Origin of the sequence: Lysobacter stagni, assembly GCF_030053425.1 — a bacterium.
GTDB classification, from domain to species: Bacteria; Pseudomonadota; Gammaproteobacteria; order Xanthomonadales; family Xanthomonadaceae; genus Lysobacter_J; species Lysobacter_J stagni.
This window is the reverse complement of record NZ_JASGBI010000001.1, coordinates 3,222,284-3,243,369: the sequence shown is the minus strand read 5'-3', so window position 1 is coordinate 3,243,369 and position 21,086 is coordinate 3,222,284. Positions and strand designations below refer to the sequence as shown.

General features: G+C 67.5%; 26 protein-coding genes. 6 read left to right on the top strand and 20 right to left on the bottom strand.

Annotated features, from left to right (window positions below):
- Positions 1-9: 9 nt before the first annotated feature.
- The 4 genes from QLQ15_RS15095 to cfa all read left to right on the top strand — a co-directional run bounded on the left by QLQ15_RS15095 (position 10) and on the right by cfa (position 3,295).
- The gene (locus tag QLQ15_RS15095; protein ID WP_283213584.1) at positions 10-288 is read left to right on the top strand and encodes a GNAT family N-acetyltransferase; all 279 of its coding nucleotides are present in this window, start codon (positions 10-12) and stop codon (positions 286-288) included.
- Positions 289-407: 119 nt separating this feature from the next.
- Positions 408-1,166, top strand: coding sequence for a pseudouridine synthase (locus QLQ15_RS15090; protein ID WP_283213583.1), 759 nt, complete (start codon positions 408-410; stop codon positions 1,164-1,166).
- 82 nt (positions 1,167-1,248) lie between these two features.
- The gene (locus QLQ15_RS15085) at positions 1,249-2,118 is read left to right on the top strand and encodes a DUF3298 and DUF4163 domain-containing protein (protein ID WP_283213582.1); all 870 of its coding nucleotides are present in this window, start codon (positions 1,249-1,251) and stop codon (positions 2,116-2,118) included.
- A 46-nt stretch (positions 2,119-2,164) separates the two neighbouring features.
- Positions 2,165-3,295 carry a cyclopropane fatty acyl phospholipid synthase gene (cfa, locus tag QLQ15_RS15080; RefSeq protein ID WP_283214032.1) on the top strand — a complete coding sequence of 377 codons (1,131 nt, stop codon included), beginning with the start codon at positions 2,165-2,167 and terminating at the stop codon, positions 3,293-3,295.
- Between the two features lie 15 nt (positions 3,296-3,310).
- On the opposite strand, the gene QLQ15_RS15075 is transcribed toward cfa, so the two are convergent.
- From QLQ15_RS15075 to asnS, 18 genes are all read right to left on the bottom strand, one after another.
- The gene (locus tag QLQ15_RS15075; protein ID WP_283213581.1) at positions 3,311-3,997 is read right to left on the bottom strand and encodes a DUF2461 domain-containing protein; all 687 of its coding nucleotides are present in this window, start codon (positions 3,995-3,997) and stop codon (positions 3,311-3,313) included.
- Between the two features lie 47 nt (positions 3,998-4,044).
- Entirely contained in the window at positions 4,045-5,487 is a 1,443-nt protein-coding gene (gene sbcB / locus QLQ15_RS15070; protein WP_283213580.1) for an exodeoxyribonuclease I, read from the bottom strand.
- 1 nt (position 5,488) lies between these two features.
- On the bottom strand, positions 5,489-6,856 hold the full coding sequence (locus tag QLQ15_RS15065; RefSeq protein WP_283213579.1) for an FAD-dependent oxidoreductase: 1,368 nt from the start codon (positions 6,854-6,856) through the stop codon (positions 5,489-5,491).
- Positions 6,857-6,902: 46 nt separating this feature from the next.
- The gene (locus QLQ15_RS15060; RefSeq protein ID WP_283213578.1) at positions 6,903-7,199 is read right to left on the bottom strand and encodes a GIY-YIG nuclease family protein; all 297 of its coding nucleotides are present in this window, start codon (positions 7,197-7,199) and stop codon (positions 6,903-6,905) included.
- A gap of 56 nt (positions 7,200-7,255) precedes the next feature.
- The gene (gene kynU / locus QLQ15_RS15055) at positions 7,256-8,542 is read right to left on the bottom strand and encodes a kynureninase (protein ID WP_283213577.1); all 1,287 of its coding nucleotides are present in this window, start codon (positions 8,540-8,542) and stop codon (positions 7,256-7,258) included.
- Between the two features lie 4 nt (positions 8,543-8,546).
- Positions 8,547-8,915, bottom strand: coding sequence for a 5-carboxymethyl-2-hydroxymuconate Delta-isomerase (locus tag QLQ15_RS15050; protein WP_283213576.1), 369 nt, complete (start codon positions 8,913-8,915; stop codon positions 8,547-8,549).
- Between the two features lie 3 nt (positions 8,916-8,918).
- Positions 8,919-9,929 (bottom strand): amidohydrolase family protein, encoded by a 1,011-nt coding sequence (locus tag QLQ15_RS15045; protein ID WP_283213575.1) that lies wholly within the window; start codon positions 9,927-9,929, stop codon positions 8,919-8,921.
- Between the two features lie 4 nt (positions 9,930-9,933).
- Positions 9,934-10,449: a hypothetical protein gene (locus QLQ15_RS15040; RefSeq protein WP_283213574.1), complete on the bottom strand. Its 516-nt coding sequence runs from the start codon at positions 10,447-10,449 to the stop codon at positions 9,934-9,936.
- Entirely contained in the window at positions 10,449-10,979 is a 531-nt protein-coding gene (locus QLQ15_RS15035) for a 3-hydroxyanthranilate 3,4-dioxygenase (protein ID WP_283213573.1), read from the bottom strand. Before QLQ15_RS15035 ends, QLQ15_RS15040 begins: the two co-directional genes overlap by 1 nt.
- 3 nt (positions 10,980-10,982) lie before the next feature.
- Positions 10,983-11,435, bottom strand: a complete 453-nt coding sequence (locus QLQ15_RS15030) for a RidA family protein (protein WP_283213572.1) — start codon at positions 11,433-11,435, stop codon at positions 10,983-10,985.
- Positions 11,432-12,103 carry a carbonate dehydratase gene (gene can, locus QLQ15_RS15025; RefSeq protein ID WP_283213571.1) on the bottom strand — a complete coding sequence of 224 codons (672 nt, stop codon included), beginning with the start codon at positions 12,101-12,103 and terminating at the stop codon, positions 11,432-11,434. Before can ends, QLQ15_RS15030 begins: the two co-directional genes overlap by 4 nt.
- A 12-nt stretch (positions 12,104-12,115) precedes the next feature.
- Positions 12,116-13,540: an aldehyde dehydrogenase gene (locus tag QLQ15_RS15020; RefSeq protein ID WP_283213570.1), complete on the bottom strand. Its 1,425-nt coding sequence runs from the start codon at positions 13,538-13,540 to the stop codon at positions 12,116-12,118.
- Positions 13,541-13,627: 87 nt separating this feature from the next.
- Positions 13,628-14,413: an SDR family oxidoreductase gene (locus QLQ15_RS15015; RefSeq protein WP_283213569.1), complete on the bottom strand. Its 786-nt coding sequence runs from the start codon at positions 14,411-14,413 to the stop codon at positions 13,628-13,630.
- Between the two features lies 1 nt (position 14,414).
- Positions 14,415-15,047 (bottom strand): FMN-binding negative transcriptional regulator, encoded by a 633-nt coding sequence (locus QLQ15_RS15010; RefSeq protein WP_283213568.1) that lies wholly within the window; start codon positions 15,045-15,047, stop codon positions 14,415-14,417.
- Between the two features lie 12 nt (positions 15,048-15,059).
- Positions 15,060-15,371 carry a hypothetical protein gene (locus tag QLQ15_RS15005; RefSeq protein WP_283213567.1) on the bottom strand — a complete coding sequence of 104 codons (312 nt, stop codon included), beginning with the start codon at positions 15,369-15,371 and terminating at the stop codon, positions 15,060-15,062.
- A complete protein-coding gene (locus QLQ15_RS15000) occupies positions 15,368-15,673 on the bottom strand; it encodes a hypothetical protein (RefSeq protein WP_283213566.1) in 306 nt (101 codons plus the stop codon). Before QLQ15_RS15000 ends, QLQ15_RS15005 begins: the two co-directional genes overlap by 4 nt.
- Positions 15,670-16,038 carry an ADP-ribosylation/crystallin J1 gene (locus QLQ15_RS14995; protein ID WP_283213565.1) on the bottom strand — a complete coding sequence of 123 codons (369 nt, stop codon included), beginning with the start codon at positions 16,036-16,038 and terminating at the stop codon, positions 15,670-15,672. Before QLQ15_RS14995 ends, QLQ15_RS15000 begins: the two co-directional genes overlap by 4 nt.
- 10 nt (positions 16,039-16,048) lie before the next feature.
- Positions 16,049-17,443 carry an asparagine--tRNA ligase gene (gene asnS, locus QLQ15_RS14990; protein WP_283213564.1) on the bottom strand — a complete coding sequence of 465 codons (1,395 nt, stop codon included), beginning with the start codon at positions 17,441-17,443 and terminating at the stop codon, positions 16,049-16,051.
- Between the two features lie 117 nt (positions 17,444-17,560).
- Here asnS and QLQ15_RS14985 point away from each other — a divergent pair, with 117 nt between their 5' ends.
- The gene (locus tag QLQ15_RS14985; RefSeq protein WP_283213563.1) at positions 17,561-17,899 is read left to right on the top strand and encodes a HesB/IscA family protein; all 339 of its coding nucleotides are present in this window, start codon (positions 17,561-17,563) and stop codon (positions 17,897-17,899) included.
- A 51-nt stretch (positions 17,900-17,950) separates the two neighbouring features.
- On the opposite strand, the gene QLQ15_RS14980 is transcribed toward QLQ15_RS14985, so the two are convergent.
- Both QLQ15_RS14980 and sigJ read right to left on the bottom strand, forming a co-directional pair.
- Positions 17,951-18,409: a carboxymuconolactone decarboxylase family protein gene (locus tag QLQ15_RS14980; protein WP_283213562.1), complete on the bottom strand. Its 459-nt coding sequence runs from the start codon at positions 18,407-18,409 to the stop codon at positions 17,951-17,953.
- A gap of 119 nt (positions 18,410-18,528) precedes the next feature.
- The gene (gene sigJ, locus QLQ15_RS14975) at positions 18,529-19,398 is read right to left on the bottom strand and encodes an RNA polymerase sigma factor SigJ (protein ID WP_283213561.1); all 870 of its coding nucleotides are present in this window, start codon (positions 19,396-19,398) and stop codon (positions 18,529-18,531) included.
- Between the two features lie 110 nt (positions 19,399-19,508).
- Between sigJ and QLQ15_RS14970 the strand changes: the two genes are divergently transcribed.
- The gene (locus tag QLQ15_RS14970; RefSeq protein WP_283213560.1) at positions 19,509-21,026 is read left to right on the top strand and encodes a fumarate hydratase; all 1,518 of its coding nucleotides are present in this window, start codon (positions 19,509-19,511) and stop codon (positions 21,024-21,026) included.
- The last annotated feature ends 60 nt before the right edge of the window (positions 21,027-21,086 follow it).

Below are 21,086 nucleotides of genomic sequence, written 5' to 3'. Positions count from 1 at the left end.
GGCACGCGCATGACCTCGCACACCATCCAGCACGACCCGGTAACGGGAGTTTTCACGACCCAGGTGGACGGCGAGGTCGCGGTACTGGAGTACCACCGCGAGGGCGATCAGATGGTCATCGTCCATACCGGCGTGCCGGACGCCATCGGCGGGCGCGGCATCGCCGGCGAACTGGTCCGGGCCGCCTTCGAGTACGCGAAGGCGCAGGGCTGGCACGTGCGTCCGAAATGCGCCTACGCCGCCGGTTGGGTGGAGCGTCACCCCGAATACAACCAGCAGCTCGGCTAGGCCGACCAGGACCCGGAGGCGGCGATCCGTCGCGGCAGGCGCCGACGACAGGTCGCGCGGGGCGCCGCTTCCGGCCTTGGGGTCCACCGATGCTGCGCGCGGCGCGCAGGTATGACAGCATGCGCGCCCGTCCCCCGACCGCGGCGCCCGAGGCGCCGGCCCGCATGCGCCTGAACAAACACATCAGCGACACCGGCTACTGCTCCCGGCGCGAGGCCGACCGCCTCATCGCCGAAGGGCGGGTCACCGTCGGCGGCGTGCGCGCCCGCGTCGGCGCCGAGGTGGGCGAGGGCGACGAAGTCCTGGTCGACGGCCAGCCGCTGAAGGTGCGCACCGCGGCCAAGGGCAAGCGCCAGCACGTCTACATCGCGCTCAACAAGCCGGTGGGGATCACCTGCACGACCGAGTCGACCGTGAAGGGCAACATCGTCGACTTCGTCGGCCACGATCGCCGCATCTTCCCGGTGGGGCGGCTGGACAAGGACTCTGAAGGGCTGATCCTGCTGACCAGCAACGGCGACATCGTCAACGAGATCCTGCGCGCCGAGAACAAGCTCGAGAAGGAATACCTGGTGGCGGTGAACCACGCGGTCACCGACGAATTCCTGCGCGGCATGGCCCGCGGCGTGCCGGTGCACGGGCAGACGACGCTGCCGTGCAAGACCGGCCGGCTGGGCAAGTTCGGCTTCCGGGTCGTGCTGGTGCAGGGCCTGAACCGGCAGATCCGCCTGATGGCGGCGCACTTCGGCTTCCGCGTGAAGCAGCTGCTGCGCGTGCGCATCGGCAACGTCAAGCTGGGACACCTGAAACCCGGCCAATGGCGCAACCTCACCGACGCCGAACTGCAGGGCCTGCTGCCCCAGCGCGACCACTGGTGAGCAGCGCAGCGGTAGTGAAAACGCTGTGATTCGGGCATCACGCGCGCGCCGCTAACCTTCGTTGCATGACAAAGGACTGCCCATGATGCGACTGCTCCTGCTGCTCGCGATGGCGGCGGCACTGGTGGCCTGCAAGCGCGAAGCCGAACCCGCCGTCGCTCCCACCGCACCCGCGACTTCCGCCACCGCTCCCGCGCCGGGCGAAGGCGCGGCTGCGTCCGCGCGCCTGGAGGATGTGTCCGAGTCCACCTCGGACTACGTCATCGGCATCAGCTACCAGGTGCCGTCGGAGCGTTACCCCGGGCTGGCGGCGGAACTGAGGAAGTACGCCGACGCCGCCCGCGCCGACCTGATGGAGGCGGCCAAGGCGCGCAGCACGCCGGGCGGTGCGACCAGCGCGCCGTACGACCTTTCGCTCAGTTTCACCGGCCTGATGGAGACGCCGGACATCGTGGCCGTGGCCGCCGACGGCAGCAGCTATACCGGTGGGGCGCACGGTGCGCCGCTGATCGCGCGTTTCGTCTGGCTGCCGAAACAGAACCGCCTGCTGACCGCCGGCGAGCTGATCAACACTCCGGCCGGCTGGACCGCCATCTCCGATTACGTGCGCGAACAACTGCACGCGGCGCTGTCGCAGCGCGTGGACGCCGACGACCTGCCGCCGGAAGAGCGCGCCGAGGTGGTGAAGAACGCCTCGCGCATGATCGACGACGGCACGCAGCCCGAGCCGGGCGACTTCGCCCTGTTCGAACCGATGCAGGCGCCGGACGGCCGCCTGTCCGGGCTGCGCTTCGTGTTCGCGCCGTACCAGGTGGGGCCCTATTCGGATGGCACGCAGACGGTGGAAGTACCCGTCGAGGTGTTGCTGCCGTACATCGCGCCGGAATTCAGAACACTGTTTGCCGTGCCGTCGGCCCCGCCGGCAGCTGCATCGGAGCCCGCCCCGCGCTAGCATCGTTTCTGCCCGCTGACCGGGCACCGTCCAGACCGCCGGGGCCATCATGTCCTCATTGCGTAATCGGGTCGAGAAACTGTTGTCGTTGGCCGACGTCCGTCTGGACGGAAGCCGCCCCTGGGACCTGCGCGTGGATGACGAGCGGTTCCACGCGCGCGTGCTGGCGAAGGGCTCGCTGGGGCTGGGCGAGTCGTACATGGAAGGCTGGTGGAATACCGCCTCGCTCGATGGCCTGCTCACGCACCTGCTGATCGCCGGCCTCGATGAGAAGGTCCGCGGTTGGGGCGTGGCGCTGGACGCGGTCCGCGCGCGTTTGACCAATCTGCAGAGCCGCCGCCGCAGCTTCCAGGTCGGCGAGCGCCACTACGACCTCGGCAACGATCTGTACCAGGCCATGCTCGGCCGCCGAATGGTCTACAGCTGCGCCTACTGGCGCGACCGCGATGGTGCGCCATTGCACGATCTCGACGCCGCGCAGGAAGCCAAGCTGGACCTGGTCTGTCGCAAGCTCGGTCTGCGCCCGGGCATGCGCGTGCTCGACATCGGCTGCGGCTGGGGCGAGGCGCTGAAGTTCGCCGCCGAGCGCTACGGTGTCAGCGGCGTGGGCGTGACCGTCTCGCGCGAGCAGGCGGCCTACGCGCGCGAACTGTGCAGCGGACTGCCGATCGAGATCCGTCTGCAGGACTATCGCGAGCTGGACGAACGCTTCGACCGTGCGTTCTCGCTGGGCATGTTCGAGCACGTCGGCGTGAAGAACTACCGCACCTATTTCGAAGTCGCGCAACGCTGTCTGGACGACGATGGCCTGTTCCTGTTGCACACCATCGGCACCAACCGCTCGGTGACCTACACCGACCCGTGGATCGGCAAGTACATCTTCCCCAACTCGATGCTGCCCTCCGCGGCGCAGATCGCCGCGGCCACTGAAGGCCTGTTCGTGCTGGAGGACTGGCACAACTTCGGTGCCGACTACGAGAAGACGCTCAAGGCCTGGCGCGACAACGTCGAGCATGCCTGGCCGACGCTCGACACGCGCTACGACGAGCGCTTCCGCCGCATGTGGCGCTTCTACCTGTCGGCCTCGATGGCCACGTTCCGCAGTCGGCATTCGCAACTGTGGCAGCTGATGCTCTCGCCCCGTGGCGTGCAGGGCGGCTACGTGGCGCCGCGGTGAGACCAGGCTGCGCGATCAGAACTCCAGGTCCAGCGACGCGCACAGGTAATCCGTGAAGCGCGCCAGGCCCTGCAGGTCCGTCTCCAGCGTCTTCAACAGGCGCGGACCGGTCATGGTCGCGTCGTCGATCATGCGGTAGGCCACGAAGTTCTTGCGCTTGAGGTCGTCGGCGAACTCGAAATCGTCCGGGAAACCGCGCGGCATGCGGGTCAGCGTTTCGCTGTCGTCCAGATCGAAACGACGACGGAACTTCGCATCGTGCGCGGCGGCCTTCCAGCTTCCCGGGTTGTCCAGGATGAAGTGGCGCACGCGGCGCAGCGTGTCCGGTTCCGGATGCCACAGGCCCGTGCCGATGAAGCAGTTGCCCGGCTGGATCTGCACATAGAACGACGGCGCTTCCACCTGCCGTCCGCGCTCATGGAACAGGCGCGCGCCCTGCCAGGTCTTGTAGGGCGTCTTGTCGTTGGCGAAGCGCGTGTCGCGCTGGATGCGGAACAACGAACCGCCCACGGTCTTGGGCTCGGCGCGGTAATGCAGGCTCACGCCGGCAAGGATGGGCTGAAGATCGGTGAGCAGGCGCTGGAACGGCGCGCGGATGTGCTCGTCGTAGTCGGCCTTGTGCGCCTGGAACCAGGCGCGGTCGTTGTGTCGCGCGATGCCGCGCAGGAACTTGAAACTCGCGTCGCTGAAATAGGTAGCCATGGTGACGTCGCAGCCCGCGTGGGACGGGTTCGTGAAAGGGGGAAAGGTCAGGCGAGGCTTGCGGCGATGTCGCCGCCCCAGGCCTCCAGCCGGTCGAGCAATACCTGCCTGGCCGTGTCCTGTGCATGCAGGGCGCGCAGCATCGCGATCTCTTCGGCGTAACGCGCGAAGCTGTACTCGGACAAGCCCGATTCGGTGCAAAGGCGCGCACGACGGTAGTCGTTCCAGCGCGACCATTCCTGCGCCGTCAGGGTCTGCGGCCAGTTGCGCGCGCGATAGCGGAACAGCATCTCCGGCAGGCGCGCATCGCGGAACCCGAACTCGGCCAGCCCCAGCGCCTCGGGCGGCGTGGTGCGCACCTGCGCGAACATGCGCTTGTCGCCGTCGCCGATGAAACCGTCGTACAGCGAGGCGTCGACGTCGGACGTCGTGCGCTCGCGTTCGGTCGAGAACACCTGCCGGACTTTCTCGACCAGCCCCGGGCCGGCGTCACGGATGCGCGCGGCACGCGCTTCGGCGAGGGCGGGATCGATGCCGAGCCGGTCGAAGTCGGGCCCGCGCAGGTGGTCCCATGAAATCAGCGCCGGGCAGCGGTTGGTGTGCACCTCTTTCAGTGCCACGCGCGATTCGCCCTCGGGCAGGTCGGCCTGTCGCACGTACAGGCGTTCGGCAATCTCCTCGGGCGCCAGCTGCAGCAGCGCGTCCGGATCCTGGTCCAGGTCGAACACGATCACGCGGCTGTCGATGCGCGGATGCCGCGCGATCGGCAGCGCCGCCGCGGCGCACAGGCGGCTGGCTGGATAGCGTTGCGAGACATGCAGCACGGGCTTCATCGCGACCACGTCCAGCAGGCTGGCCGCGTAACGCTTGTCGCGCAACCGCAGTGCGTAGTCCCACAGTTTCGGTTGCGCAACCTTCAGCCTGCGCGCAAGGCCGATGAGCGCGCGCACGTCGGACAACGCCTCGTGCGCGTCGCCGATGCGCACATCGTTGGCGTGGGCGAGGTGTTCCAGCTTGAAGGAGGTGGCGCCGTCTTCGCGGCGGGGCCAGACCAGTCCGTCGGGGCGCAGCGCGTGCGCCAGGCGCAGCACGTCGAGCAGGTCCCAGCGCGAGTTCCCGCCGCGCCATTCGCGTTCGTAGGCGTCGAAGAAGTTGCGGAACAACCCATGGCGCACGAACTCGTCGTCGAAGCGCAGCGAGTTGTAGCCCAGCGAGCAGGTTTCCGGTCGCGACATCTCCTCGAACATCAGCGCGAGGGCGTCGGCCTCGGCCATGCCTTCGGCCAGCGCATGCTGGGGAGAGATGCCCGTGACCATCGTCGCGCCGGGCGAGGGCAGCAGGTCGTCGGCGGGACGCACGAAGACGCTGATCGCTTCGTCGACCTGGTTCAGGTCGGCATCGGTGCGGATGGCAGCGAACTGGGCGATGCGCGAGGTGCGCGGGTCCGCGCCGAAGGTTTCCAGGTCGTAGAACAGGAAGCTTGCCGGCACGTCAGGCATCCATCGGCAAGAGCGTCAGACGTTCACGCACGGCGTGGTCCACCGCGGACCAGTCCAGCGTATCCAGGCTGGTGTGGCCGCGCGTCAAGTCGATCAGCAGCTCGCGCTGCTGGCGGCCACGCTCGTATGCCGTCGCATAGGGCATGCGCTGGAAGGTCACCATCGAATAGCGCGGCATGAAGCGCTCCGGGTGGCGCTGCGCCAGCGTGCGTTCCAGTGCGCGTTGCAGCAGGTAATCGTCGTCGTCGACGCGATCGCGCATTTCAAGGTAGTTCTCCAGCGCCATGGCCTGGATCGCGCGCGCATTGGGAAGGCGTTCGGCCTGGAACGCGGCGAACGCGGCAGCGCGATCGGGGTTCGCGTCCAGGTGCTCGGCCAGCGCCACGCAATCCTCGAACGCGCAGTTCATGCCCTGGCCGTGGAAAGGCACCATCGCGTGCGCGGCATCGCCGAGCAGCACGGCGCGGCCGTCCAGGTGCCAGCGGTCCAGATACAGCGTGGCCAGAAGGCCCGCCGGATTGCGCTCGAAATCCTCTTCCAGCGCAGGGATCAACGGCACCGCGTCGGCGAAGTCGCGTTCGAACAGGGCGCGCGCATCCTCGCCATTGCGCACCGTGGCGAAGCTGGGGTCGCCCTCGTTGGGCAGGAACAGCGTGACGGTGAAGGTGCGTTCATCGTTGGGCAGCGCGATGCACATGTAACGGCCGCGCGGCCAGATGTGCAGGGCATTGGGTTCGATGCTGAAGCTGCCGTCGGCGGCCGGCGGTATTTCGAGCTCCTTGTAGGAATGGCCAAGGAACTCCGTGCGCTCGCCGAGTTCGACGTGCGCGCTCATCGCCGCGCGCAACGAGGAACCGGCTCCGTCCGCACCGACCAGCGATTCGAAGCGCGCCTCGTGCGTGCTGCCGTCGCGTGGATCGGTGAAGCGGGCGGTGCGCGCGTCGAAGTCGACACCGGACAGGCCCCGGTCGAAATGCAGCTTCGCGCCGGCACGCTCGGCGATGTCGAGCAGGATCACGTTGAGCTCGCCACGATGCACCGACCAGATCACTTCGCTGTCGTCGCGGCCGTAGCGTTGCAGGTCGGTGCGGCCGTCGAGAAAGTGCACCATGCGCCCGCGCATCATCACCGCATGCTGCATGACCGCCTCATCAGCGCCGGCCAGGCGCAGGGCGTGGCGGCCGCGCTCGGCCAGCGCCAGGTTGATCGAGCGTCCGCCGCCATAGCCCTGAACCCGCGGGTCGCCACGCTTCTCGTACACGTCCACGCGCCAACCGCGTCGTACCAGCAGCGTGGCAAGCACTGCGCCGGCAAGGCCGGCGCCGATGAGGGTGATGTGGCGGTTGTCAGGTTGGGTCACTTCATCGTTCCCTGCTGTCATCCCCGCGAAGGCGGGGATCCAACTGTCAGCGGCCGACAAGGCCGGGCCAAAGGTCGATCCACTCCGGATTACGTTCCTCGATCAACCGGATCTTCCATGCCCGGTTCCACTTCTTGAGTTGCTTCTCACGTTCGATGGCAGAAGCCATGTCGTCACACTGTTCATACCAGACGAGTCGCGTTACGTCATGGAACTTGCTGAAGCCATCGACCAGATGCTCGCGGTGTTGCCATGTACGACCCAGCAAGTTGCTCGTGACGCCGATGTAGATCGTTCCATTGCGGCTGCTCGCCAGCATGTAGACCGCCGGTTGCTTCTGCATGGTTCGTCCTTGATGCATCTGAACCTTGGATTCCCGCCTTCGCGGGAATGACGGCTTTATGCATCCCGCCACGCCTCCACCGCCCGCACGAAACGCAACACATCGGCGTGGGTGTTGTAGAGCGGAGCGGGGGAGATTCGGATCACATCCGGTTCGCGCCAGTCGCCCAGCACACCCTGCGTGGCGAGGTAATCGAACAGGGCGCGTCCGGCGTCACGACCGGTGAGGCCGCGGCCGCCGATCACGCGCAGTGAAAGCTGGCAGCCGCGCTGGTTCGGATCGGCAGGAGTGACGATCTGCAGCGTGCCGGCCAGGCGCTGCTGGATCAGCGTCTCCAGATAGCCGGTGAGCTTGCGGGACTTCTCGCGCAACGCCGGCATGCCAGCGCGGTCGAACAGCTCCAGCGAGGCGCGCAGCGGCGCCATGCCGAGGATGGGCGGGTTGCTCAGCTGCCAGCCATCGGCGCCGGGCGTGGGCACGAAGTGTGGACCCATGCGGAAACGCGTGGACTGGTCGTGGCCCCACCAGCCAGCGAAGCGGGGGCGGTCGCTGTGCGCGTGACGCTCGTGCACGAAGCAGCCCGCGACCGCGCCCGGCCCGCTGTTGAGGTACTTGTAGTGGCACCACACGGCGAAGTCGACGCCGCTGTCGTGCAGCGCGAGATCGAGATTGCCGACGCCGTGCGCGAGGTCGAAGCCGCACACCGCGCCCTGCGCATGCGCGAGGCTGGCGATGCGGGGCAGGTCGAATGCCTGGCCGGTGCGGTACTGCACGCCGGGCCACAGCACCAGCGCCAGTCGCGGGCCGTGCTCGGCGATGGCGCGTGCGATCGCCTCCATCGACGTGGTGCCGTCGGCCTGATCTGGCTGGAGTTCGATCAGGTCGACGTCAGGATCGAAGCCGTGGAAGGAAACCTGCGACTCCACCGCGTAGCGGTCCGACGGGAACGCGCCGGCCTCGATCAGGATCGCGGGACGCTCGCGCGTGGGGCGGTAGAAGCTCACCATCATCAGGTGCAGGTTCACCGTGAGCGTGTTCATCGCCACCACTTCGAGCGGCTTGGCGCCGACGAGGCGCGCCAGCGAATCGCGCACGAGGTCGTGGTAGTCCAGCCACTGCGCCTGCCCGGTGAAGTGGCCTTCCACCGCTTCGGCCGCCCACTTGGAAAGCACTTCCTCGACGTGCGCGCGCGCACCGCGCGGTTGCAGGCCCAGCGAGTTGCCGACGAAGTAGGCCTGTTCGACGCCGTCGTGGCGCGGGATCAGGAATTCATCGCGGTATGCACGCAACGGGTCGGCGGCATCCTGGGTCTGTGCGTAGGAATCGGAATACAGGTCGGTCATGGGATCAGGCGTTGTGCGCGTCGATCACGCGCTTGGTGTAGGTGTCTGCGTCCAGCTCGTCCACTTCGACGCAAAGCTGGAGATGTGGATGGCGCGCGGGCAGCGTGGCCTCGAGCGCGGCAACGATCAACGTGGCGAAGCCTGCGCGCGTGGCCGCGTCGCGCCCGGGCAGCACTTTCAGCTGGACGTGGAGGAACGCACGCGTTTCCTCGGCGACTCCGATGCGGTAATGGTCCAGGCGCAGCGCGCGGCTCTTGATCGCGGCCTCGTTGAAATGGCCGCTGTCGGCCAGGCAGCGGTTGATCGCGTGCAGGGCCGCGTCGGGATCGAACCCCTCGACGTTGCCGGTGTAGTGCAGCGTGACGTGCGGCATGACTCAGGCGAAGCGCGACAGCGGCAGGCCCAGCCATTCCAGCGCGGTGCCGTGGTAAAGCCGCTTCTGCTCGGTTTCGGACAACTGCAATGCGGCGATGCCGGCGCCGGGTTCCTGCTCGCCCAGCGGGAACGGGTAGTCGGTGCCCAGCATCACGCGGTCCACGCCGCAGGTGTCGAGCAGATAGCGCAGCGCGCGTGGGTCGGCCACCCAGGAATCGAAGAACAGCTGGTCGAGATAGTCGCGCGGATTGCGTGGATTGTCGGTGGCGACCAGGTCCGGGCGCATGTTGAAGCCGTGCTCGATGCGCCCGATGGTGTAGGGGAAACTGCCGCCGCCGTGCGCCATGCACACCTTCAGGTTCGGCACGCGTTCGAGCACTCCGCCGAAGATCAGGCAGCACGCCGCGCGCGACTGCTCGGCCGGCATGCCGACCAGCCAGGGCAGCCAGTACTTCGGCATGGTCGCCGCGCCCATCATGTCCCACGGGTGCACGAGGATCGCTGCGCCCAGTTCGCCCGCCGCCTGGAAGAAATCGAACAGCTCCGGCGCGTCGAGGTTCCAGTCGTTGATGTGGCTGCCGATCTGCACGCCCTGCAGGCCCAACTGGTCCATGCAGCGTTCCAGTTCCTGGATGGCCAGGCGCGGCGACTGCATCGGTACGGTGCCGATGCCGGCGTAGTGGCGCGGGTACTCGCGGCAGGCCTCGGCCATGTGCTCGTTGAGCGCCTGGTGCAGTTCCAGCGCGTGGTGCGGCTTGGCCCAGTAGCTGAACATCACCGGCACGGTGCTGATCACCTGCACCTGCACGCCGAAGCGCGCGTAGTCGTCGATGCGCTCCTGCGGATCCCAGGTCTTGGACCAGATCTCGCGGAAGAACTTGCCGTCCTTGTAGATGCGATGGCGGCCATCGTCGGTGTGGTGGATCACCGGGAAACGATCGTCGCCATACTTGCGCGCCAGGTTGGGCCAGTCGCGCGGCATGTAGTGGGCGTGGGTGTCGATTTTCAGCATCGGATCACATCGGCCAGATCTGGTTGACCAGTTGTTCCGCTTCGAGCGGCGCGTCGCGACGGCCCTGCAGGGCATGTTGCCATGCCAGCGGCAGCGTGCCGACCTGCGGGCCGGACGGCGCGTCCTGCGCGGACAGTTGCAGTATCACGCTGCCCTCGCGTACGTCGGCGACGGATTCGGCGGGCAGCGACGAGGCGATCAGCGTGTCGAGGTCCGGAGCGTCCTCGTCATTGCAGACCGACCAGGTGCGCAGGTGCGATTGCGGACGCAGGACGAGGAAGATCGAGCAGGTATTCACCCATTCGTCGGGCTTGCCTTCCACGCGATAGAACGACGCGGCGGCCTGCACGGCGCGGATGGTCTCGGCCAGCGGCTGCACGTCGACGCGCTGGCCGATCAGCCAATCAGGCTGAAGCATCACGATCTTCGACGGGCGATAGCCGATCGCGCCGTCGTCGGCAGCGGCGGCGCCGGTCGCAAAGGCGAGGAGAACGGAAAGCAGTGGAAGGGTCCGGTGCATCAGGTGTCCGGCATCACGTACTTGGCGGGCGCGGGGTTCAGGTGGCCGCATTCCTTGCACGTGCGGTGCTCGCGCGAGGAATAGAAGCGGTCGAACACCGGCGGGAAGTCGGTCTCGATGTTCTGCAGCTTGAAAAACGCTTCGAACAGCTTGTGGTTGCACTGTTCGCAGAACCACAGCAGGCCGTCGAGTTCGTCCGGCAGGCGGCGGCGCTCGATCACCAGGCCGATGGAGTCGGGCATGCGCTGCGGCGAATGCGGCACGCGCGGCGGAAGCAGGAAGATCTCGTCGGCCTTGATGGGGATATCGCGCACCTTTCCGTCTTCCTGGATGCGCAGCACCATCTCGCCTTCGAGCTGGTAGAACCACTCGGCGCCTTCGTCCCAGTGGTAGTCGGTGCGCTGGTTCGGGCCGCCGACGACCATCACGATGAAGTCGCCGACGTAGATCACCTTGTTGCCGACCGGCGGCTTGAGCAGGTGGCGGTGTTCGTCGATCCACGCCTGCAGGTTGAGCGGTGCGGGCAGCATGCGTTACTCCGGTGCCTTGCTCGAGGATGTCGCGCCGCGCACGACGGCGGTGCACTTGAGTTCGATCGCTATCGGCGTCGGCAGCGCGGTAATGCCCAGCGTGGTGCGGCACGGCGCGGTGTCGATGTCGGGGAACCATTCGGCCCACACCGCGTTGTACGTCTTGAAATCGCGGGCCATGTCGGTGAGGTAGACGGTGACGTCGACCAGGTCCTCCCAGCGTGCGCCGCTGGCTTCCAGCACGGTGCGCACGTTGGCGAACACCGCGCGCGTCTGCGCGTCGATGTCGTAGCTGATCAACCGGCCGTCGGCATCGTGGACGTTGCCGACGATGGCGTTGCTGGCCGGGTCACGCGGGCCGATGCCGGACAGGAACAACAACTCGCCCACGCGGCGCGCGTGCGGGTACTGGCCCACGGGCTTCGGCGCCGCGCTGGCGCGGATGACATCGCTCATCGCGGCGAATCCCCGCCGTAGCCGTTCACGCGTGCCACGGCGGCCTTGTAGAGCGTGTCCAGTTTCTCGGACGAATCCACGTCGATGCCCATGTCGTGCACCAGGCCGTTGCGCAGGCTGTAGACCCAGCCGTGGACCGACAGCTCCTGTCCGCGTGCCCAGGCGTCGCGGACGATCGTGGTCAGGCACACGTTCTGCACCTGTTCGATCACGTTGAGCTCGCACAGGCGGTCGTGGCGCTCGCCTTCGTGCGCGTGTTCGATGCACCCGCAGTGCTTCTCGGCCACGTCGGAGACGTGCCGCAGCCAGTTGTCGGCCAGGCCCACGCGCCGTCCGTGCAGCGCCGCGTGCACGCCGCCGCAGCCGTAGTGTCCGACGACGAGGATGCGCTTGACCTTCAGCACGTCCACCGCGAACTGGATGACCGACAGGCAGTTGAGATCGGTGTGCACCACCACGTTGGCGATGTTGCGGTGGACGAACACCTCGCCCGGCGCCATGTCGATGATCTGGTTGGCCGGAACGCGCGAATCCGAGCAGCCGATCCACAGATATTCCGGCGCCTGCTGCAGCGAGAGGCGCTCGAAGAATCCGGGGTCTTCGCGCTGGATGCGCTCGGACCATTCGCGGTTCTTCTCGAGGAGTTCGTTCAGTGGGCTGTCGGTCATTTCGGGTACGTCCTAATCCAGTTGCAGTCCGACGTTCTTGGCGTCGGTGAAGAATCGCATCGCCTCGAATCCGCCTTCGCGGCCGAGGCCCGACGCGCCCATGCCGCCGAAGGGCGTACGCAGGTCGCGTTGCAGCCAGGTGTTCACCCACACCATGCCGGCGCGCAGGCGGGCGGCGAACCGGTGCGCGCGGCGCAGGTCGCGCGTCCATACCGATGCGGCCAGGCCGTAGTCGCCCGCATTGGCCAGCGCGAGCGCTTCCTCGTCCGAATCGAACGGCTGCAGCGTGACCACCGGGCCGAAGATCTCGTCGCGGTTGCTCGCGCAGTCGGGACCGAGCCCCTCGATCACGGTGGGCGCGACGAACCAGCCTGGGCGGTCCAGCGAGGTTCCGCCGCACAGCACCTTTCCGCCTTCGTCACGGGCGCGCTGCAACGCGGCCATGACCTTGTCGAAATGGGGCCTGGATACGAGCGGTCCAAGGTGGTTGTCATGGTCGATAGGATCGCCCACGCGCAACTGCTGCGCGCGCTCGACCAGCGTGTCGCGGAACTCGCTGTAGATGCTGCGCTCGACCAGCATGCGCGAGCCGCACAGGCAGATCTGTCCGGAGTTCTGGAACGCGGAACGCACCAGGGTGTCCATGTGGTCGCGCCAGTCGCTGTCGGCGAACACCACGGTGGGGTTCTTGCCGCCCAGTTCCAGCGAGACCTTCTTCAGCAGGGGAGCGGCGATGCCCGCGATGCGGCGACCGACCGCGGTGCTGCCGGTGAACGAAACGGCCTTCACGCGGGGATCGCTCACCAACGGTTCGCCAACCTCGGGACCCAGGCCGTGCACGATGTTGAGCACGCCCTTGGGAAAGCCGATCTGCGCCGCGAGTTCGCCCAGCATCGTCGCCGTCACCGGCGTGACTTCCGACGGCTTGGCGACGACCGCGTTGCCGGCGGCCAGCGCCGGGGCGATCTTCCAGGTGAACAGGTACAGCGGCAGGTTCCACGGCGAAATCGTCGCGACCACGCCCAGCGGCTGGCGCAGCGTGTAGTTCAGGCCGGCCTGGCCGTGGTGCGATTCGCTGGCAAACTGCGTGGCCGCATGCGCGAAGAAGCGCAGGTTGCTGATGGCGCGGGGAATCTCCACCTCGCGTGCCAGCTTGATGGGCTTGCCGCCGTCGCGCGACTCGGCATGGGCAAAATCGTCCAGCTTGGCTTCGAGTGCGTCGGCCAGCTTCTCCAGCCAACGCGCACGCTCGGTGTGGGGCAGGGAGGACCAGGCCGGGAAAGCCGCCTCTGCCGCGACGATGGCGGCCTCAACGTCGGCGCCATCGCCCAGCGCGACCTCGGCGAAGGCCTTGCCGTTCGCGGGATCGAAGACTTCGCCCCACCGGTTCGATACGGGCTCGCGTGGCTCACCGGCGATGAAGTGGCGAAGGCGCATCGGACTAGCTTAACAGTGCGGGTGTGCCGTGCTGATGGGTATGGTCGGCCTCTGCCCGAAGGCCCGGTTCGCGCGGGCCTCCATGCCTCAGAGCGACCGCGTGCGCCCGCCGTCCACCGGCAGGTTCACGCCGGTGATGTACGAGGCCGCCGGCGAACACAGGAACGCGATCGCCGCGGCGGTTTCCTGCGGGCGGGCGAAACGGCGCATCGGGATTTCCGACACCATCTTCTCGAACACTTCCTCGCGACTGCGGCCCGTCTTGGCCGACGTGTTGTCGATGATCTGCTCGATGCGCGGCGTTTCGGTCGAGCCCGGCAACACGTTGTTGACGGTGATGCCCTTGGGCGCCAGTTCCGTCGCCAGCGTCTTGGCCCAGCTGGCTACGGCCCATCGCGTGGTGTTGGACACGCCCAGGCCCTGCAGCGGCTCCTTCACCGAGGTGGAGATGACGTTGACGATGCGGCCGTAGCCATCGCGCTCCATGCCGGGAATCACCGTTTCGGCCAGCACGTGGTTGGCGATGAGGTGCTGGCGGTAGGCGGCTTCGAACGCGGCGATGTCCGCGCCGCGCACGGTGCCAGGCGGCGGTCCGCCGCTGTTGTTGACGAGGATGTGCACCGGTTTGCCATTCACCAGCGCCTGCACCTTCGCGCGCAGCGTGTCGGTGTCGGCGCCGTCGGCGGCGATCCAGCCGTGTGTCTGCCCTTTGTCGGTGGCGAGCGAGGCGGCGAGTTCGCGCAGGCGCTCTTCGCGTCGTGCGAGCAGCGTGACGTCGGCGCCGAGGTCCGCCAATGCCTGCGCGGTGGCCAGGCCGATGCCCTGGCTGGCACCACAGACGAGGGCATGCTTTCCGGTGAGGTCGAGGTCCACGTCAGTCTCCTGTCGGTTCGTTCATACGCTCGCGCATCAGCGCGGCGGTGTCGCGGCTGGCCTCGCGCGATTGCGCTTCCAGTCGCGCCGCGACGGCTTCGCGATTGGGCATCGGGTGGTTCTGGCTGAGCTTGAACTTCAGCGCGATGTCGTCGGCCACGAAACGGAAGCCGATGATGCCGCGCAGCTGTCGACGGAACTCGTCGCGTCCGGACTCGAAGCGCCAGTCTCCGCCGACGGTGGCCTCGAACTCGATGCTCAGGCCGTCCACGACCTCGGCGAGCGATGCGTCATCCTCGAACGTGGACAGCGTGCCGCGCAGGTGTGCGACAGCGTAGTTCCAGGTCGGAACGCGCGCGGCGTCTTCCTTGTCGGGGTACCAGCCCGGCGACACGTACGCGTGCGGGCCGTGGAAGATGGCGAGCGCGGGGCCCGCGTGCGTTGCCTGCGGATTGGGCCGCGCCCAGTGGCCGATCAGTTCGACGCGTTCGCCCTGGCGGCGATACAGCACGGGCAGATGGCTGACGGTGGGCTCGCCGTCGCGAACGGTGACCAGCGTGATGAAACGGTCGCGCCCGGCCATGCGATCCAGCGCGTCCAGGTCGCGTTCGGCGAAGGCGCGTGGCAGGTACATGGCCGTGTTCCGTCAGTGACGCGAAGGAAGCTGCTGGACCATCTGCGGGCGCAGCACGTCGACGTGTTCGCCGCTGGGGGGCGTGAGTTCGTCGAGCGAGAAGCCGCGATCGCGCGCGTCGTCCTCGTCCAGCCCGTCGAGGGAGACGAACTCCGCGTCCATCAGCGCCGCGCGGGCACTGTCCTCGCTGTCGTACGGCTGGCTGACACCGTCGCTGTCGAGCACTTCGGCGGTGCCGGCGTCGAGCATGCGCAGGCGCGCCCAGATCACGGTGCGGCCCAGGGTGGCGAGCCACCACTGATCGCGATTGGCTTCTTCGTTCATCCGATCACCATGGAAAGCAGCCAGAGCAGGGCGGCGCACACGAGCCCGGAAATGATGGTCAACAGCGAGATGCGCGCCGGGTTGGCCAGGCCGTTGAGGTTGCCGTCGTTCGCCAACAGGTAGCCGCGCTTGAGCAGCCAGCCCCACGCCGAGGGCCGCGCGAACGCACCTTCGCCCAATTGCGACTGCAACTGCGGATGACGGTCGCGGATGTGCACCAGCGACAGCGGCCAGAAGATCACGAACGCGCAGAAGCCCGCGATGGCGATGGCGACGAAGAGCAGGGCAAAGAAAAGGATCACAGGTGTTCCGTTGCAGTGTCGGGGCGGTATTCCCCCACGACTTCGATGAGGCCGACGATATGGTCGTTGAGTGCCTCGAGTTCCTCGGCAGGAACCCACCATTCCGTGTGGTGGGCGCCGCCGACCTTCTGGATCGGATAGCGTTCCATGAACCCGCGCTCCACCTCGAACCGGGTCACATAGCCGACACCGCTGTCCCTGATGTTCCAGCGTGTCGCGATCTCGATCGCATACTGCTGGTTGGTCACCGGATAGAAGATCGGCTGTTCGGGCAGCCGCGGTGGCCAGCGCCGGAAGCCCGCGGCTTCCAGCAGGGCCATTTCCTCGGGACCGGTCGGACGGTACAGCGTGACGGTGTCCGTCATGGCCGTCGGATCAGAATTCCGCGCTGCCGGGCGCGCGCGGGTAGGGGATCGCGTCGCGGATGTTGCTCAGGCCGCACACGTAGACCACCAGACGCTCGAAGCCCAGACCGAAGCCGGCATGCGGCACCGTGCCGTAGCGGCGGAAGTCGCGGTACCAGCCGTAGTGCGCCGGATCCAGGCCGAACTGCGCCATGCGCGCATCCAGCATGTCCAGGCGCTCCTCGCGCTGGCTGCCGCCGATGATCTCGCCGATGCCCGGCGCCAGCACGTCCATCGCGGCGACGGTCTTGCCGTCGTCGTTCAGGCGCATGTAGAAGGCCTTGATGTGCTCGGGGTAGTTGGTGACCACGACCGGACGACCGACGTGTTCCTCGGTCAGCCAGCGCTCGTGCTCGGTTTGCAGGTCCAGGCCCCATTCGACCGGGAAGTCGAACTTCTTGTTGGCGCTCTGCAGCAGCTTGATCGCGTCGGTGTACTCGATGCGTTCGAACGGCGCGTTGACGAACGACTCCAGCCGCGTGATGGCGTCCTTCTGCACGCGCTCGGCGATGAAGGCCATGTCGTCGCCGCGCTCGTCGAGCACGGCGCGGAACATGTACTTCAGGAATTCCTCGGCCACGCGCGCGTCCTCGGCGAGGTCGGCGAAGGCGATTTCCGGCTCGATCATCCAGAACTCGGCCAGGTGGCGCGTGGTGTTGCTGTTCTCGGCGCGGAACGTGGGCCCGAAGGTGTAGACCTTGCTCAGCGACAGCGCGTAGGCCTCGACGTTGAGCTGGCCCGACACCGTCAGGAAGGTTTCCTTGCCGAAGAAGTCACGGCTGAAGTCGACCTCGCCCTTCTCGCCGCGCGGCAGGTTGGCGATGTCCAGCGTGGAGACGCGGAACATCTGGCCCGCGCCTTCTGCGTCGGAGGTGGTGATGATCGGCGTGGAGATCCAGTAGAAGCCGTTCTCGTGGAAGTAGCGGTGCGCGGCCTTGGCCAGGCAGTCGCGGATGCGGGTGACGGCGCCGAACAGGTTGGTGCGCGGACGCAGGTGCGCGACTTCGCGCAGGAATTCCGGCGTCATCGGCTTGGGCTGGATGGGGTAGGTCAGCGGGTCCTCGACCCAGCCGACCACCTCGACCGCGCTGGCCTGGATCTCGAAGGACTGGCCCTTGCCCTGGGACGCGACCAGGGTGCCGGTGGCGATCACAGAGCAGCTGGTCGTCAGGCGCTTGATGTCGTCGAAATTGGCGAGCGTGTCGGTGGCGACGACCTGGATCGGAGCGAAGCACGAACCGTCGGTCACATGAATGAAGGCCAGCCCGGCCGTGCCGCGCACCGTGCGCACCCAGCCGCGGACCGTGACTTCGCCGCCCGCCGGGATCTTGCCCGCGAGCGCCTGTTCGACGCTGACCACCGTCATGCTCTTGAATCCTGGCCTGTTCGGGCCAATTAGGGGAAAGGCCGGAGTTTACCGAACGCCCGGCATCGCGTCGCTATAATCCTTGCCGTAACCCGTTGATGTAACGTCGGAGTCTCCATGGCCGTGACCCTTGCTCCTGCTGCTCTCGCCCGCGTCCAGCGCTATCTCGTCGAAGATCCCGGCGCGATCGGCCTGCGCTTCGGCGTGTCCCGCACGGGCTGCTCGGGCTGGCAGTACAAGGCCGACCTGACCCGCGAGCAGGGCGCCGACGACACGGTCTTCGAGCAGGATGGCGTGCGCATCTACGTCGACGCGTTGAGCCTGCCGCTGGTCGACGGCACGCAGATCGACCTGGTCAAGCAGCGCCTGGGCGAGCAGTTCCTGTTCCGCAACCCCAATGTCACCGCCGAGTGCGGTTGCGGCGAATCGTTCACGACGAAGGCCGACGCGGCCTGAGACACCCCGCCACGCGTCCCGGCCGGAGCCGGGACGGTGGCGTCGCGCGCATCAGGGCAGCGTCGTGCGCAGGCTGACGTTGATGCGGTTCCACGAATTGATCACGCCGACCGCGAAGGTCAACTCGGCGATGCCGCGGTCGTCGAAGTGCGGGCGCAGCGCCTCGAACACGTCATCGGCCACGTGGCCGTTTTCCAGGCGCGTCAGCGCTTCCGCCCAGTCCAGCGCCGCGCGTTCGCGGCCGTCGAACAGCGGGCTGTCGCGCCAGCCGGCAAGGGTGTCCAGGCGACGCTGGTCCTCGCCCCCCTTGCGCAGCGCCGTGGTGTGCATGTCCAGGCAATAGGCGCAGCCGTTGATCTGCGAAACGCGCAGGAAAACCAGCTCGACCAGGTTCGAGCCGAGGCTGCCGGCGTGCACCGCCATGCTCAGTTTGACCTGGGCCTGGAAGGCTTCCTTGGCATGCTTGATGTAGTCGACGCGCGGGGTGTGGCTGACGTAGGAGCTGCTCATGTCTTTCTTTCCTCGAAGCGGCCTCGAATGGCCGCGGTATCAGGAAGACGTCGCCGGGGGCGAGGTTGTGACAGCGTGCGGCTGCATCCATGGAACGCCGCGTTGCACGGCGTGGATGCTCAGTGGGGAATAGGGAGCTTGTCCGGATTGCGCAGCGTGAGCAGCTCGAGGATGTGTTCGCCGTCGCTGACGGCCACCGTCGCCGAAGTCAGCACACCGTCCGTGTAGCCCAGCACCGCGGGCTCGCCGTTGAGGGTGCCCATCCGCCAGTCGGAATACCCGTTGCGACGCGCCACCGCCCAGTACAGGCGTGCGATGCGTTCGCCGCCCAGCAGCGGGCGGATCACGGCACGCGCCTTGCCGCCGCCATCGCTCACCAGTCGCGCGTTGGCGTCGAGCAACCCGGTGATGGCACCGCGGTCGCCGCGCTGCGCCGCGTGCATGAAACGCTCCAGCAGCTCGCGATGCCGTGCCGGTTCGACCTCGAAGCGCGGGCGGCCCGACTGCAGGCGTTCGCGCGCACGGTGCACCATCTGGCGGCAGTTCGCCTCGGTGCGATCCAGCAGTTCGGCGATCTGGTCGTAGTCGTAGTCGAAGGCCTCCTTGAGCAGGAAGGCCGCGCGCTCCTCCGGGCCCAGCCGCTCGAGCACGGCGAGGAAGGCGATCGACACCTGTTCGGCCAGCTCGCTCCGGTGCTCCGGCCCTGGCGATTCGTCCACGGTCAGGGGTTCGGGCAGCCAGGGGCCGGGATAGGCGATCCGTTCGCTGCGGACGGCACGCAGGCGATCGATGCCCAGGCGGGTGGTCGCGGTCACCAGCCAGGCTTCCGGGTCGCGGACGGCGGCCCGGTCGGTCTGGTGCCAGCGCAGCCAGGCGTCCTGCACCACGTCCTCGGCCTCGCTGCGGCTGCCGAGCAGGCGGTAGGCGAGGGCGAACAGGCGGGGGCGCTGGGTCTCGAAGACCGTGTCGGGGGCGTTCGTGGCGTTCATGCGGCCAGGACGAAACGGGGCGTCCCATTGTGACAGCCGGGGGCGGTGGCCGGTTTGGCCTAAAATGGAAGGCTCCATCCGCGACCCCACCGGCAGCCGATTCCGCAGTCATGACCGTCATCAAGCAGGAAGACTTCATCCAGAGCGTCGCCGACGCGCTCCAGTACATCTCGTACTACCACCCGGTCGACTACATCCAGAGCCTCGCCGCCGCCTACGAGCGCGAGGAGTCGCCGGCCGCGAAGGACGCCATCGCCCAGATCCTGATCAACTCGCGCATGTGCGCCGAGGGTCACCGCCCGATCTGCCAGGACACCGGCATCGTCACGGTGTTCCTCGAGATCGGCATGAACGTGCGCTGGGACGACGCCACGATGGGCGTGGAGGACATGGTCCACGAAGGCGTGCGCCGCGCCTACAACCATCCGGACAACAAGCTGCGCGCCAGCGTGCTGGCCGACCCCGCCGGCAAGCGCACCAACACGAAGGACAACACGCCGGGCGTGGTGAACGTGAAGGTCGTGCCGGGCAACACGGTCGACGTGATCGTCGCCGCGAAGGGCGGCGGTTCCGAAGCCAAGTCGAAGTTCGCGATGCTCAACCCGTCCGACTCCATCGTCGACTGGGTGCTCAAGACCGTGCCGACCATGGGCGCGGGCTGGTGCCCGCCGGGCATGCTCGGCATCGGCATCGGCGGCACCGCCGAGAAGGCGATGCTGCTGGCCAAGGAAGCGCTGATGGAGCCCATCGACATCACCGAGTTGCAGCAGCGCGGTGCGTCGAATCGCGCCGAGGAACTGCGCCTGGAGCTGTACGAGAAGGTCAACGCGCTGGGCATCGGCGCGCAGGGCCTGGGCGGTCTGACCACGGTGCTCGACATCAAGGTCAAGGATTACCCGACGCATGCAGCCAACCTGCCGGTGGCGCTGATCCCGAACTGCGCCGCCACGCGCCACGCGCATTTCACGCTCGATGGCAGCGGTCCGGTGATGCTGGACCCGCCGTCGCTGGCCGACTGGCCGGAGCTCACGTACGACGCTTCCAAGGGCCGCCGCGTCAACCTGGACACGCTGACCAAGGAAGATGTCGCCAGCTGGAAGCCGGGCGAGGTGCTGCTGCTCAACGGCAAGCTGCTGACCGGTCGCGACGCCGCGCACAAGCGCATGGTCGACATGCTCAACAAGGGCGAGCAGCTCCCGGTCGACCTGCGCGGCCGCTTCATCTACTACGTCGGCCCGGTCGATCCGGTGCGCGATGAAGTCGTCGGCCCGGCCGGCCCGACCACCGCCACGCGCATGGACAAGTTCACCGAACAGGTGCTGGCACAGACCGGCCTGCTGGGCATGGTCGGCAAGGCCGAGCGCGGCCCGGCCGCCATCGAAGCCATCCGCAAGCACCAGTCGGCCTACCTGATGGCGGTCGGTGGCGCGGCGTACCTCGTCTCGAAGGCGATCAAGGCCGCGAAGGTCGTCGGTTTCGCCGACCTGGGCATGGAAGCGATCTACGAGTTCGACGTGCAGGACATGCCCGTGACGGTTGCCGTGGATTCCACCGGCGAATCCGTGCACCAGACAGGCCCGCGCGAATGGCAGGCGAAGATCGGCAAGATTCCGGTGGTCGTCGCGTAAACCGCGAAGCTCGAGCGCCCCTCTCCCTGCGGCGACCGAAGGGAGTGCAGAGCTGAGAGG